Consider the following 14,422-nt stretch of genomic DNA (forward strand, 5'->3'; position numbering starts at 1 on the left):
TGTTAGTGTAGTATTTAATTTCCTAAAAATAATTTCGATATATCGCTTTACATTTAACGATATATCGTTTATTATATCGATATATCGAAATTGATTAAAAATAAGTAAAGGTGATGAAAATTATGTTTAGAAGACATTTAGAAGGTATGAGACAAGGTATGGCACATTTTGAACAATTTGATGCAGGGAGAGGCCCTCGAGGTTTTGGAAATTTCGGTGGTTTCGGTGGCCGTCACGGTGGGCGTGATAGATTTTTCAAAAAAGGGAATTTACAATTCGTTATTCTTAAAATGTTAGAAGAAGAATCACGTCATGGCTATCAAATAATTAAAGACTTAGAAGAAAGATTTAAAGGTTTTTATTCACCAAGTCCTGGTTCTGTTTATCCAATTTTACAAATGTTAGAAGATAGAGACTTTGTATCTATTTCTAAAGATGGAAATAAAAAAGTGTATACCATTACGGATGAAGGTAAAAAGTTTTTAGAGGACAATGTAGATCAAGATGCGTTTACAAAACGCTTAGAACAATTTAAAAACGTTGATTTTGAAGAACTAAAAGCAGTGCGTGAACAAATGCAAACATTATTCCATGAGTTTATGAAAGCAAGTCAGCAGACATTACAAGATGATAAAAAGAAAGCAGAATTCGACGTCTTTATACAAGAAACAAAAGAACGATTACAACAATTCTATAAATAAAAGGTTGGAGAAATAGGGTTATGAATATAAAAGATATTAGACGAGTTGGCATTATTGGTGGGGGACCTGGAGGCTTAATGTTAGGCCTATTGTTACAGCACCAAGGCTTTGAAGTTAATATTTTTGAAAAAGCTGGTTTAAATGTTAACACTGATCGTGGAGGTTCTTTAGATATCCATGATGATAGTGGTCAATTGCCATTGCAACAAGCAGGCATTATCGATAAATTTAAAGCACGAGCACGCTTTGACGGCGAAGATACGCGCGTACTAGATAAAAATGGTAACGTATACTATGAAGCGTTAGTTGATCCACAAATAGAAGGTGGACGACCAGAAATTGATCGTGGTGAATTATGTGATATTATTTTTGAACAATTAAAACCTGAAACCGTAGTTTATGGTAAAGCATTTAAATCTTTAACGCATATAGATAATGAGCAAATTGAAGTAACATTTGATGATTACAGTACACGAATATTTGACTTTGTAATTGGTTCAGATGGTGCTTTTTCAAAAGTAAGACCTTATTTAGCAAATACGGACGTAGAGTATAATGGGATATCGATGGTAGAATTAAATGTTGAAGATGTCTTTCATCAGTATCCTGATTTAGCTGAATTTAACAAAAATGGGAAAATGATGGCATTTGGCGATCACAAAGCGATATTAGGTCAAGTTAATGGAGATGGACGAATTAAAGTCTATATGTCGTATAAAATGGATTATGATGAATTTGATCAATTTAAAGCCATGAATAGACAAGAAATTAAAGAACAGTTATTACATGACTTTAGAGATTGGGACGTCAATTTGAAAAAATACATTGATTATGCGAGTGATGATTTATTATTACGACGTATTTATAAACTGCCTATTGGTTTCAAATGGGATAATCAAGCGAACTTGACGTTAATTGGTGATGCAGCGCACTTAATGAGCCCTTTTGCAGGAGAAGGTGTCAATATGGCACTTTACGATGCATATCTTTTGGCTGAAGCAATTAAAAGTCATGTAACGTTACAAGATGCACTAAAAGCATACGAAACAGACATGTACCAAACTTCTGAGCAAAGTGCTCGTGAATCACAGGCAAACTTAGAAGAGATGTTTGGCGAAGGTAATCCTGCCAAAAAATTTGGAGATTTCTTTAAGCAAGTAGGAAATTTGTTTGACGTACATCAAGCATAAAAAATAATAAAGTACCGACTGTTTAAGGTGAAACAGTCGGCACTTTTTTTAATTTCAATGTTTTTCGCTCAAAGCTGTTATCGCTTAAGCTTTAAACATATATCTTAGTTTTTATTCACTGATGCATCATAGATTGAGTCAACAGCTTCACCTAAAGCTTTATCAAATTCTTCTTTAGATTGGCTATATCTTAAGTCACTTGCTAATGCACGAGAGAAACTTGCGATTAATTCATCGTTGTCTTTCAATAATTTATTTGCTTCATCTCTGCTATATCCGCCTGACAATACAACTACACGTACAACATTTGGATGATCAGCTAATTCTTTGTATAAGTTTGCTTTAGTAGGAATTGTTAATTTTAACATCACTAATTGGTCATCATTTAAAGCGTCTAAGCCTTTTTTAAGTTCAGCTTTTAATACTTCTTCGATTTCGGCTTTATCTTTAGCATTGATGTTCACTTCAGGTTCGATAATTGGAACTAAACCTTTGGCAATAATTTGTTTACCAATTTCAAATTGTTGTTCAACAACGTCTCTAATACCTTGTTCATTTAATTCTAAAATGTTAGAACGCATTTTAGTACCAAAGATGTGACGTTCAACTGCACGATCTAATGTTTCATCTAGGTTATCGATAGGTTTCATTAATTGAACACCATTTTGTTGTTCAGCTAAGCCTTTGTCTACTTTTAAGAAAGGAACAACACCTTTGTCTGCTAAGTAGTCACCAGTATATTTGCCTTCAACTTCACGATCCATTGTTTGTTCGAATAGAATCGCACCTAAAATTTTATCTGAAGTGAATGATGGTGAAGTGACAACACGCGTACGCATGTCGTGAACAAGTTGGAACATTTCGTCTTCGTTGTTATATTGGTCTTCGCCAACACCGTATTCTTTTAAAGCTTTAGGTGTACTACCACCACTTTGGTCTAAAGCGGCGATAAAGCCTTTACCATTTTTTACCTTTTCTAATTGTTCTTTATTCATTACTTTCCACTCCTTCTAATAAGTTTCACTAATAGTATGATAAAAAATGAATATATTCTCAAGCTTTTTTACTCATATTTATTGAATATTCTTAATAAAATTTGTAGAGTTTCAAAAAATAGACGTATTTTTATCGTAGGGGAGTCGAACACGGCATGACGACTATTGACCGTTGGGGAGTACCAGACAGGGGTAAATCTTCATTAGCATGTCAATTACAAAATATTTTAAGCTTTCCATACTATTATATTGATCGTATTCAATGATTGATGATAATCAGACCATAAGTGAATCGCAGTTAACTGAAGCATTGATGTGTATTATGTAACAGGATAAATGGATGATCGATAGTAAAGTAGCCACTCTAGCGCTAAGGGTCATGTGTGTAGATAAGTCAATTGACTAAAAGAAACGCGATTGAAATGCATAATTAGAGTCATAATCTGTTATTTAAAATAATGACGTAAGCCACAAACAAAGAACCTTTACGGCAATCCGCAAAGGCTTGATTGAGAATTTATTCAATATATTTGGAATTTACCGAAGCAACAACGTGATTTATTAAGACAGCTTTAAGCGGGAACTGAGCATCAAGTTACTTGGTTTACATGTAAAAGTAAACAGTACCATTCATTATAATTGGTATACACGGTGATCATAATGATCATCGAAAGAGAACAATACATTTGATTTGTCCTAAATGTACTTATGAATACTTTAGTGTTTTGAATTGCGCATGAACGTCAATGCCAAACCACTCATAAGTGCTAAAATACCAAATGCTAATGTTATTATATTATTTGAAGTGTGACCCGTTTCAGGGAGTGAGGCATTCTGCTGAGGTAATTCCGTAGATTTGATATTACCCACATAATAGCGATTAAGTTCCTTTTTACAATCTACGGGGTTATTTTGCTGTTCTTGTTGTGCCATATGAGTTGAGGTATTAGCTATTTCGCTAGCTGCATATGTTTGGTTAGGGTTTAATAGGTTATATACACCAAATTTACCATTTTTATATTCAACTTGGCCGTTTTTATAAACTTTATAAGTACCGACACTGTCATTAGTTTTAAGTGTGATTTTGATTTTAAAGTAGTTACCTTTGTCTATAACTGTATTAAAATTTTGCAAATCTGGATTGCCACCACTACGTGCCATAGCTTGCTTTGCAGTTGTGATTGCATCTTGTTGGGACATGGTATCTGCTTGAGTAACACATACGCTTGTTGCAGTTAATACCAAGAATAGCGCAAAAACAGATAAAATAATTTGAACCATTTGTTTCATTATGAAACCCCCATTCACATAGTAAATAACTTTACAGTGTAAGTGTATCATCATCAGCTTAATGTGCGGGCGTTTTTAACAAATCCTAAGGTAATCTTAATATTGTATTTACGTAGTGCTAAAATTAACTTTATACAAATATAGCATTTGCTTTTTTAAATGTTATCAAAGCTTAATTATAAAGTGATATACTTATTTATCTTTTATCAATAAATGGAATACTTCTAGCCACACAAACGATAAAAATAATATGTGCTAAAAGCCATAGACTATATTCTGACCAGCTAAAATGAAAGATAGGTCGAACAGCGATATGAATGAGAAATGGATACAGCACTATAAAAGATAACATAGATGCCACATAACCAATGGCATACCATTGCTTTCTAACTCGATAGAGCAGTAATAACATCATATAAACAACAATACCAATGATTAAATGAATAAGGATTTCAAGCCATAACGGGGTGAATTGTTTAGGAATAATAAAGTCTATATTGATAAGTAATTGAGCTAACTGGGTTGTGTCAGTTAACAAATCTATGATAAACAATATGAATAATAGCAACATACTAATTAGACAGGCGCTCGTTAAATGATATTTTAAATAATACATTAGGCATTCCTCCTTAAAACGATTTAGTTATCTTTTCCCCTAAGTGTAAAAAACAATTATTAGTCAGAAAATTCAAAAATCTAATTGACGTTCTCTTTGCATAGTGATAGGATAAATTTAATTCAATAAAAGTAAGAAGACTCTTATCAAGAGTGGTGGAGGGATGTGCCCTATGAAGCCCGGCAACCGTCAGTGAATGACATGGTGCCAAGTCACATAAAGTTTAAAGTACTTTAAGAGATGAGAGAAAGTGTGCGTACTTTCTCTTAATTTGAGAAAGTATTTTTTATGTCTTGAATTCGACTGTTTTCATCTTTATTGAAGTAGCAATTAGAAAGGTGAGGATACAATTGAAAAAATGGGTCATCATGATTAGTGTGTTAATTATTACTCTAGCTTTATCAGCGTGTGGCAAAGACAATAAAGAAGCGAGCAAGACTATTACCGTTGCAGCAACACCAGCACCACATGGAGATGTGTTAAAACATGCACAAGAAGCAATGAAGAAAAAAGGCTATGATTTAAAAGTTAAGATTGTTAATGACTATAAAGTACCAAACAAATTATTAGATAAAGGTGATGTAGATGCCAATTTCTTCCAACATGTACCTTATTTAAAGGCAGAACGAAAAAGTCATGGCTATAAGATTGAAGAAGTAGGCAAAGTCTTTACAACTCCAATGGGCGTATATAGTAAAAAATATAAACATATTAAAGACATACCAGATGGTTCAACCATTTATGTTTCAAATAATCCAGCAGAAGAAGGACGCTTTTTATCATTTTTTGTTAACGAAGGCTTAATTAAGTTGAAAAAAGGAGTGAAAATTGAAGATGCGAAGTTTGAAGATATTGCTGAAAATAAAAAGCATTTGAAATTCAATAATCAACAAGGCGCTGAATTTTTACCTAAAACATATAATAACAGTGAAGGTGCAGCAGTTATCATGAACTCAAATTACGCAATTGATAATGGTTTAAAACCATCTAAAGATGCGATTGCATTTGAAGGAAAATCATCACCTTTTGCTAATATTATTGCAGTACAAGAAGGACATAAAAAAGATAAAAAATTCCAAGAATTATTAAAAGTTTTACAATCAAAAGAAATTAAAGCATATATTAAAAAACAATATGGTGACGACGTGATTCCATATGAAAATTAAAGTGACATAATAGCGTGCTGCGATACAACATATGTTAATTTTAGTACTTGTTGTTTTAATCATTTTAAATATCCACAGTAAGCGTGAACAAACAACTTAATAATTTAATTATTCAGAAAATATTTACAAATCTGATAATTAATTGTATATTGGGTTGTATTACATTGCTGTGCGAATAAGTCAGCAGTATTTGGAGGATGAATTGACTATGAGTAAAGCAGCGCAACTTATTGAAGAAGATGGGAAATATTTTGCAAAATCAGGACGTATCAAATACTATCCGCTCGTGATAGATCATGGTTATGGTGCAACGCTTGTCGATGTTGACGGTAAATCATATATTGATTTATTATCGAGTGCCAGTTCGCAAAATGTTGGTCATGCACCTAAAAAAGTATCCGATGCTATAAAAGCGCAGGTAGATAAGTTCATTCACTATACACCCGCATATATGTATCATGAATCGGCGGTTAAATTATCTAAAAAGTTGTGCGAGATTGCGCCTGGCAACTTTGAAAAAAGGGTAACCTTTGGTTTAAGTGGATCTGATGCTAATGATGGTGTCATTAAATTTGCACGTGCTTACACGGGACGTCCTTATATTATTAGCTTTACTAACGCTTATCATGGATCAACATTTGGCTCATTATCTATGTCCGCGATTAGTTTAAATATGCGCAAACATTATGGACCATTACTAAATGGCTTTTATCACATACCTTTTCCTGATAACTATAGAGGAATGTTTGAACAGCCAACTGCAAATACAGTTGCTGAATATTTAGCACCTCTAAAGGAAATGTTTGCGAAATACGTACCCGCAGACGAAGTGGCATGTATTGTTGTTGAAACGATACAAGGTGATGGTGGATTACTAGAGCCAGTCGCAGGCTATTTTGAGGCATTAGCAGCTTTATGTCGAGAACACGGAATTTTAATTGCTGTTGATGACATTCAGCAAGGATTAGGTCGAACAGGCACTTGGAGTTCGGTGGAACACTTTAATTTTATACCAGATATGATTACATTTGGAAAGTCATTAGCTGGAGGCCTACCAATGTCTGCGTTAGTGGCACGTAAAGAAATTATTGATAGCTTGGAAGCACCAGCACATTTATTTACTACTGGGGCTAATCCGGTAAGTTGTGAGGCAGCACTCGCAACAATTGAAATGCTTGAAGAAGACGACTTATTATCAGAAAGTGTCAATAAAGGGCGCTATGTACGCCAACGTATGGAACAATGGACTTCACGTTATGAGTATGTTGGTGATGTTCGAGGCATCGGGCTTTCTATAGGCATTGATATTGTGTCAAATAAGCAAAATAAGACAAGAGATCCAGAAGCAGCTTTAAAAATATGTAATTATTGTTTTGAACATGGTGTTGTCATTATTGCCGTTGCAGGTAATGTATTGAGATTTCAACCACCATTAGTCATTACCTATGAGCAATTAGATGAAGCACTAGCAACGTTAGAACAGGCGTTACAAGGTTTACAAGATGGGCAATTAGATACATTAGATATCGATGGTCAAGGCTGGTAATAAAGGTGTACGCGCATTAATTAACTTCGAAAGTATATTGCTAAATAGGATGAATATATTTAAATCTAGGACCTCTCAGGAGGTTCTTTTTTTGTCAGTGATTTAAAATTTTAATATTTGAAAAGTGTATTCGCTTGGCAGTTACAACGATTATAGGAAAGTGTTTATTAAATAAAAAATATAGGTTATATTTTAGTTAATAAATGGTGTATAATCATAATGTATTTTGTTAATATACAGTATTTAATTAGTAGTTTGTTTAAAACGCGTTAATAAATAGATAGCCTTGTTGCATCGGAAGGAGCTTACGAGTGTTTTCAATCATCATTCCTACATACAATAGTGAAAAATATATTGCACATACACTAGATAAGCTATTAAGCTGTCTGTATTTTGAAGAGGATGAAATTATTGTTATCAATGATGGTAGCACTGATTCGACGGCACAAATTTTAAAAGGCTATCAAAATCATGCACAGATTAAAATTATTAATCAAACGAATAAAGGTGTCAGTGCAGCTAGAAATTTAGGCATGTCACTTATGAGTCCTGAGACAAAATTAGTGACATTTATTGATGACTCTGATTATGTGAGCACAAATTTTTTCAAAGAAGCCAGTCGATTTTTTCTTAAATATCCGTACATAAAATTAGCAAGTGCGCCTATATTAATACGTAAAGGCCATACATTATCAGCTCAAAATTTAAATTATCGTTTTCAACAACGTAGGCATGTAGTAGATATTACACAGCAGTACCAAGATATTCAATATCATATTGGAGGAATGGTCTTTCGAAAATCGTTGTTTACCCATCATAAGTATACATTCGATGAGACGATTGATTTTTGGGAAGATGCAAAGTTTATTAATACGATTCTATTAGACGTCAAGTCTTATGGCTTAATTAAACATGTTAATTATTTCTATAACAGAGATGATTACCGGTCATTAAGTATTAACTCATGGAAGGATCAAAATAGGTATGCGCCTCATATCGTTAAAAATTATCTTGAATTAATTCAACGCTCTACCGATTTATACGGCAGGGTTTTACCTTATATTCAATATTTGGTCGTGTTACATTATTTGAACTATATATTAGAACATAACCAGGGTTATTTAAATTTAAAATACATTCAAGACAATACTCGTTTTAACATAGAAACAAAAGTATTACTACAATACATAAGCATAGAGATGATAGATGCATTACCAATTGATAATTGCTATAAACACATTCTTTATCAGCATAAAGGGATGGTATTTCCAGCTGAAAAGGATTATAAAAAAATAAATATCATTGTGCATCGATATCATTGGTGCAGTCGTGAATTACACTTTTCATTGTCTCAAGAGGCGTTTGATATGAGTGATAGTACGCAAATTTATATTGATTCACATGGCAAGTTAAAAGCTCGAGCAATGTTAATACACGATAAGCCATTAATCATTTTAGGTGTTAAGGTGAAAAATTTTAGTCGTAAAACTTTTCAAATTCGACTGCCACGCTATCGTTTGCTAATAGGTGGTTACTTCAGAATTATTGATAATGAGCGTGGTATCAAAATGAGTATTTATAATCCATCTTTAGGGATACGCATGTTAAAAAAGTTAATGTATTCAATCAAATATTATAGCGTTTCAAGTCGTAGAAATAAGGAGGTATCTTAATGTTAATTTCAGTCATTTTGCCTGTATACAATGTGTCGGATTACATTGAAGCATGTTTAGACTCGTTGCTTCATCAAAGTATTGGGCAAGAAAAGATAGAAGTCATTCTTATAGATGATTGTTCCACTGATGATAGTGTTGCTAAAATGCGTAACTATGAACAACAATTTAGTCATTTTAAATTATATCAATGTCCTGTTAATTATGGTGCACCAGGAAAACCACGTAATATTGGTGTGGCTCAAGCAACTGGCGATTTTCTTCACTTTATGGATCCGGATGATATTTTAGCATCGGATGCGTATGAACAATTGTTGGCATCAATGGGAGATCAAGATGATTTTGCTATGGGAAAAATGGTGTCTTTTAATGAAGATGGATCGACATTCCAGCATGTGACATTTAAAGAATATAAATTAAATAAGACGTATGAGCATGTAAAGCTCGACGATGTTCCATTTTTCTCGCAAGTGAAAGTTGGCGTTGTACTGAAATTAATTCGAAAATCATTTTATGATGCACATCATATTTCGTTTGTAGAGGGGCTTCGTAATGGAGAAGATAAATTGGTGGATACATTGCTGTATACCCAGGCACAATCATTTTCATACACGCCACAAATTATTTATTACTATCGTAATCGTGATACAGGTGATAATAAATCAATCACACATCAAGATGTGATGCGCTCCATTGAAAACGATATTGCCGCATATCATATTTGTAAACCTTTTTATAATAAAGAACAATTACAATTTTTTAAAATTAATGCGCTACGTTCAATCTTTTGGAAAGTCTTAGATCAAGAATTTTATCTTATTGATAATAGTCAAAAGTTAAAAATATTTACTGAGCTTTTTGACATTGTAAATCATTATGAACCACGTATTTTTAATTTATATTTACGTCATGAATTACCTATTATTCATTTGATACAACAGCGCGAATATGAACTTGCAATTTCTTATGCAGCATTATTGGAAGCGCGACGAAGATATTTTTATAGTGCAACCGCATTACAAGCGAAAGCTGCAGAAATTAAACGCTTTAAGAGCAGTAAAAGTTACAAATTACACCGTTTAGTGACAACAATAAAACGAACTATAGGATTGAAACAACGATGAACATATTATTAGTACTCTTTAAAACAAGGAACATGAATGTCCAACAATATAAAGCACTTAAGCATTGTGAGGCTTTTAAACATGTTGAAACGATTTATATAGCAGATGAAAAAAGTATCAATATAGATATTAAAGGTTATGACTATATCTTGTTTGCCAACCCTAACTTTACTTTTAATCATGTAGAGCTTGAACAAGCAATTCAAACATTACAATCATCTGATGCTACTGCAGTACAGTGGACACTTAGAGATGTAAAATATCTCAAACAAATGCCTTATACATATAACAATTATAGAGAATGGTTTGCTACTATTTTAATACGGAGAGATGAAACACAAGAGCATTGTGATTTAATGACCTATTTTCAAGCTACGGCTACGATAACATCAAAAGCGTATATTTCGGCAAATTATATTGGAAGAAATACGCAAAACAAGGAATATAAGCATGATATTATCGATTTAACGATCGACTTATTGGAATCTTTATCAACCGCTCAAATCATAGGTGGTTTCGCTTCAAAAAAAGATTTAATTCACTTTTTAGACTTTGTTATTGATAATCAAGTATTTGAAAGAGACGTGGATAAAGAAAAGCAACTTAAATTAATGAAGATAATTGCACAAAAATTTAGTGGTTTGAAAGAACTGAGGGAACGTAAACAAACAAGGTTGTATTTATTTTATGGTTTAGTATTTAAACGATACTTTGATGAAGCATTGAGTGCATTGACATTATATCGCAGTCGTCGTTATTGGTACCAAGTTAATCAAAATTTGGAACAGAATAGGGATAATGAATTTGAACAACTCAGAACTTCAGATGCTTGGATAAAGACACAAAAATATCGCGATGCACGTATAAAATTACAGCTAATACTAAAATATCTAGAAAAATATAGTTTAAAATGCTTTGCACATTTATTTAAAATGATCATACACAAGCCAATATGGCTGATTTCAGAACGTAAAGACAGCGCATCAGATAATTCTTATTTCTTGTTTAAATATTTAACGCAACAATGTAGTGAAATTAAAGCATATTATATTTTGGACAAACATGCTAAGCATGCACGTGCAAAAGTGAAAAACCTAGGAAAAGTAATCAACTTTGGTTCGATTAAACATAAGTTATTAATGCTTGCTGCGGATAATTATATTACGTCATTTACAGCCGAAGAAACGCTGTTACCATACAATAATCAGTTGTATAAACATATTTATCAACAAGAACTTGCACAAAAGAAAATTATCTCTATTCAGCATGGAATGATTATTCACAATATATCGCCATATTTAAGTAAGAATAATTATTTAGTGAACTATATAACAGCAAATAATCAATTTGAAAAACAAATTATTACTGAAACATTAGGTTACGATGAACATGAAGTATTGATTACAGGTATGGCAAGACATGATAATTTATTGGAAACATCTGTGGAAATTAGTGAAAGTCAAAAAGTATTATTTATGCCAACATGGCAACGTGGATTACAATATTTGACAACGGCACAATTTTTAAGCAGTGAGTACTATCATAAAATGGTAGAATTGCTAAATAACTCTACGGTATTAGACTTTTTGCAACGCTATAACTTAACGCTAAGGGTATTATTACATCCACAATTTGATAAATATAGTAAGTACTTGATGAGTGAACATGCTGAAATTGAATTTTGTTCAATGAGTGATGTCGAAATTCCAACGGCTATCGCACAATCAAAATTTTTAATTACTGATTTTTCATCGGTAGCGGTGGACTTTTTATTCCAGCAAAAAAATGTCATATTTTATCAATATAATAAATATCTGTCACATCATGTGCCGTCTAAACAGATTCAATATCGAGATATCGGTCAAGTTGTGACTACAATTGAACAAGTTACAGAAGCACTTCAGAAATTGGCTGCCAATGACTTTAAACTATTACCACAATATCAAATAGCTTACGATAAATTGTTTGAAGTCAAGCACCATATTAATCAAACATTAGTTGACACTATTAAGCAGTTGAAGTGAGGAAAAAGCAATGAAGACGACTATATCAGTACAACAGGGAAAGCTCTGTTTTCATCACATACAACAACCAACCGATATTATGTATCAATTTGAAGATCGCATTGGTATTTTTTTACAAAAATTTCCATTAACATTTGAAATAAATAATCACATGGTGACTTTAGATTTGAAGCATCATTTTAGTTCGGGTATCATCAGTGGTTTGAAAATTAAAATGGCACTTGATGTAGAGGCCAGAGAACCTATTATTTTGGACGATATTAATCCACTTTATATTGTAACTATACACGTTGATAAAGAAGCGTTGTATATTACTTTAACGGCTAAAGACACTCTCGTAACAATTCACTGTCAAGGCAATCAACTTCAATTAATCAGTGATTACAAATGTACGACATATTTAGGGCAATTAGTCGCTGGAACGATGTTGCCAACTGCTAAATACTTTGTAACTAAAGATAAGCACATAATCATGGAAGATATGCTAACAATGATGCAACATCTAGCTATTAGACAACAACGCTGGAGTGTTTATGTACAACTAAAAGATGATTGTGGAAATCAGCATGTAGAGAAAGTGCAATTAACGGATTGGATTCATCAAAATAAGGCGTTGTTAGCACAATATTCTGTTGATTATCATCAAAAAGATAACTTTTTATTATATGGAAATGTGCAGCAACAAGTGACATCATTACCTATATCCATACAAGCAGTCAACCAACGATTATATAGTCTGACTTGTGATAGGGAATTGGCTCATGACACTATTTATCTAGCTTTACGTTCGCGACAAGACAATCCATTTCATTATCGCGAGTATGTTGAATTTCCTACAATTAAGCAGAGTGCCATCATTGATCTAGGTCAATTGCACAAAATTTATACTAAAGACGGTGATAACTTTGATGTGCTCATTGGTAAAAATTTTGAGACAGCACGATTCGTTATTCCTACAAATCATAAACAGATAGATACGCGCTATGTAACACTGAGTAACACGATGAATGCTAAGTTTTACATTAATGGGCGAGGAGGTTTAAGTCTTTATGTCTTAGAAAAGACACAATCACAAGCCTATGAAGTGCCGAAAATTGCTGTTTTAGGAACTTGTTTTTCGCGCAATGGTTTAAATACATCACCTTATTTTAATCCAGATTATAAAAAATATATGAACTGTGTATTCACTCAATTCCATAGTCGTTTGGATGCTTTAAATGCAGTGCCAGCACCAGCATCATTAATGCAGCAATATAAGCAACATCATGAATTTGAGCATATTGCACGTGATATGGCTAAAACCTTTTATGATGAGCTACGCCAATCAGGTGCTGAAATACTCGTTATTGATTTATATGCTGATGCTTTATTAACATCATTAAAGTTAAACAATGGTAGCAAGATTACTTATAATTATTTGATTAAAGATAATCCCAATTTAGGGGACTATGTCAGTGAATGGAATGCGCATGAATTTGACAATGATACAGACTATTATAATGAGTGGTTAGCTGAGTTACATAAATTTATGCATCATATAACTAACATCATTCCTGAAAGTCATATTATTTTAAATAGAGGTCGATTAGCGGAAAAGTATAGTGAAGAAGGACAGCTCAAAACATTTTCTACGATACAACAAATTAAAAAAGCGAATGAAATATGGGAGAATTTAGACAATTTATTGCTTCAACATTATCCACAAGTCAAAGTAATTGATTTAACAGGAAAGCAGTATCATGCAGATAAAAATCATCCTTTTGGTTTCTCCTATTCACATTACGAATCACAATATTACAAAGACTATTTTAGTGAACTTGTTAAACAAGTATTGTTAATTAAAGCGTTGTAATAATGTAGATTATAAGCGCAAAAGGCGCATGAAAAGTTGCATTATTTCTCGGCTAGAAACACTGATGACGTATAAGCATATAAAATCACATGCTAAAGCATAGTACACATGGCCAGATACCTGAGATAGCACCCTAGGAACGCAAAGTCATACATTTCAGAGTATTGAATATAAAATAAGAGCCTAGAACATCATTATGTTTTAGGCTATGAACGAAATATTGGCAGTAGTTGACTGGATTGAAA

General features: G+C 32.8%; 11 protein-coding genes and 1 riboswitch. Of the genes, 8 read left to right on the plus strand and 3 right to left on the minus strand.

Annotated features, from left to right (window positions below; all coding sequences use genetic code 11):
• Positions 1-122: 122 nt before the first annotated feature.
• Together HMPREF2597_RS08640 and HMPREF2597_RS08645 are read left to right on the plus strand one after the other, a co-directional pair.
• Complete coding sequence (locus HMPREF2597_RS08640; protein ID WP_002478554.1) at positions 123-701, plus strand: PadR family transcriptional regulator; 579 nt, start codon at positions 123-125, stop codon at positions 699-701.
• 20 nt (positions 702-721) lie between these two features.
• On the plus strand, positions 722-1,891 hold the full coding sequence (locus HMPREF2597_RS08645) for an FAD-dependent oxidoreductase (protein WP_002478555.1): 1,170 nt from the start codon (positions 722-724) through the stop codon (positions 1,889-1,891).
• A 104-nt stretch (positions 1,892-1,995) separates the two neighbouring features.
• Here HMPREF2597_RS08645 and HMPREF2597_RS08650 read toward each other — a convergent pair whose 3' ends face one another.
• The 3 genes from HMPREF2597_RS08650 to HMPREF2597_RS08660 form a co-directional block, all read right to left on the minus strand.
• Positions 1,996-2,886 carry a fructose bisphosphate aldolase gene (locus tag HMPREF2597_RS08650; protein ID WP_002478556.1) on the minus strand — a complete coding sequence of 297 codons (891 nt, stop codon included), beginning with the start codon at positions 2,884-2,886 and terminating at the stop codon, positions 1,996-1,998.
• A 717-nt stretch (positions 2,887-3,603) separates the two neighbouring features.
• Positions 3,604-4,176 (minus strand): LPXTG cell wall anchor domain-containing protein, encoded by a 573-nt coding sequence (locus tag HMPREF2597_RS08655; protein WP_002478558.1) that lies wholly within the window; start codon positions 4,174-4,176, stop codon positions 3,604-3,606.
• Positions 4,177-4,372: 196 nt separating this feature from the next.
• A complete protein-coding gene (locus HMPREF2597_RS08660; protein ID WP_002460555.1) occupies positions 4,373-4,792 on the minus strand; it encodes a hypothetical protein in 420 nt (139 codons plus the stop codon).
• 140 nt (positions 4,793-4,932) lie between these two features.
• Positions 4,933-5,039: riboswitch (SAM riboswitch) on the plus strand.
• 103 nt (positions 5,040-5,142) lie between these two features.
• Between HMPREF2597_RS08660 and HMPREF2597_RS08665 the strand changes: the two genes are divergently transcribed.
• The 6 genes from HMPREF2597_RS08665 (at position 5,143) to HMPREF2597_RS08690 (ending at position 14,177) form a co-directional block, all read left to right on the plus strand.
• Positions 5,143-5,958 (plus strand): MetQ/NlpA family ABC transporter substrate-binding protein, encoded by an 816-nt coding sequence (locus HMPREF2597_RS08665; RefSeq protein ID WP_002478559.1) that lies wholly within the window; start codon positions 5,143-5,145, stop codon positions 5,956-5,958.
• A gap of 208 nt (positions 5,959-6,166) precedes the next feature.
• Entirely contained in the window at positions 6,167-7,504 is a 1,338-nt protein-coding gene (locus HMPREF2597_RS08670) for an aspartate aminotransferase family protein (protein ID WP_002478560.1), read from the plus strand.
• A gap of 311 nt (positions 7,505-7,815) precedes the next feature.
• Complete coding sequence (locus HMPREF2597_RS08675; protein ID WP_012990702.1) at positions 7,816-9,177, plus strand: glycosyltransferase family 2 protein; 1,362 nt, start codon at positions 7,816-7,818, stop codon at positions 9,175-9,177.
• On the plus strand, positions 9,177-10,301 hold the full coding sequence (locus HMPREF2597_RS08680) for a glycosyltransferase family 2 protein (protein ID WP_002460550.1): 1,125 nt from the start codon (positions 9,177-9,179) through the stop codon (positions 10,299-10,301). The genes HMPREF2597_RS08675 and HMPREF2597_RS08680 overlap by 1 nt, the downstream gene beginning before the upstream one ends.
• On the plus strand, positions 10,298-12,325 hold the full coding sequence (locus HMPREF2597_RS08685; RefSeq protein ID WP_002478563.1) for a CDP-glycerol--glycerophosphate glycerophosphotransferase: 2,028 nt from the start codon (positions 10,298-10,300) through the stop codon (positions 12,323-12,325). The genes HMPREF2597_RS08680 and HMPREF2597_RS08685 overlap by 4 nt, the downstream gene beginning before the upstream one ends.
• 10 nt (positions 12,326-12,335) lie before the next feature.
• Complete coding sequence (locus tag HMPREF2597_RS08690) at positions 12,336-14,177, plus strand: DUF6270 domain-containing protein (RefSeq protein ID WP_070817272.1); 1,842 nt, start codon at positions 12,336-12,338, stop codon at positions 14,175-14,177.
• The last annotated feature ends 245 nt before the right edge of the window (positions 14,178-14,422 follow it).

Source organism: Staphylococcus sp. HMSC063A07 (assembly GCF_001836955.1).
Classification (GTDB): Bacteria; Bacillota; Bacilli; order Staphylococcales; family Staphylococcaceae; genus Staphylococcus; species Staphylococcus lugdunensis.

Excerpts from the sequence above, each read along its gene's own strand:
- HMPREF2597_RS08680 (WP_002460550.1), top strand. The coding sequence starts at position 9,177 with ATGTTAATTTCAGTCATTTTGCCTGTATACAATGTGTCGGATTACATT.
- HMPREF2597_RS08650 (WP_002478556.1), bottom strand. The coding sequence starts at position 2,886 with ATGAATAAAGAACAATTAGAAAAGGTAAAAAATGGTAAAGGCTTTATC.
- HMPREF2597_RS08690 (WP_070817272.1), top strand. The coding sequence starts at position 12,336 with ATGAAGACGACTATATCAGTACAACAGGGAAAGCTCTGTTTTCATCAC.
- HMPREF2597_RS08640 (WP_002478554.1), top strand. The coding sequence starts at position 123 with ATGTTTAGAAGACATTTAGAAGGTATGAGACAAGGTATGGCACATTTT.
- HMPREF2597_RS08645 (WP_002478555.1), top strand. The coding sequence starts at position 722 with ATGAATATAAAAGATATTAGACGAGTTGGCATTATTGGTGGGGGACCT.
- HMPREF2597_RS08685 (WP_002478563.1), top strand. The coding sequence starts at position 10,298 with ATGAACATATTATTAGTACTCTTTAAAACAAGGAACATGAATGTCCAA.
- HMPREF2597_RS08670 (WP_002478560.1), top strand. The coding sequence starts at position 6,167 with ATGAGTAAAGCAGCGCAACTTATTGAAGAAGATGGGAAATATTTTGCA.
- HMPREF2597_RS08655 (WP_002478558.1), bottom strand. The coding sequence starts at position 4,176 with ATGAAACAAATGGTTCAAATTATTTTATCTGTTTTTGCGCTATTCTTG.
- HMPREF2597_RS08660 (WP_002460555.1), bottom strand. The coding sequence starts at position 4,792 with ATGTATTATTTAAAATATCATTTAACGAGCGCCTGTCTAATTAGTATG.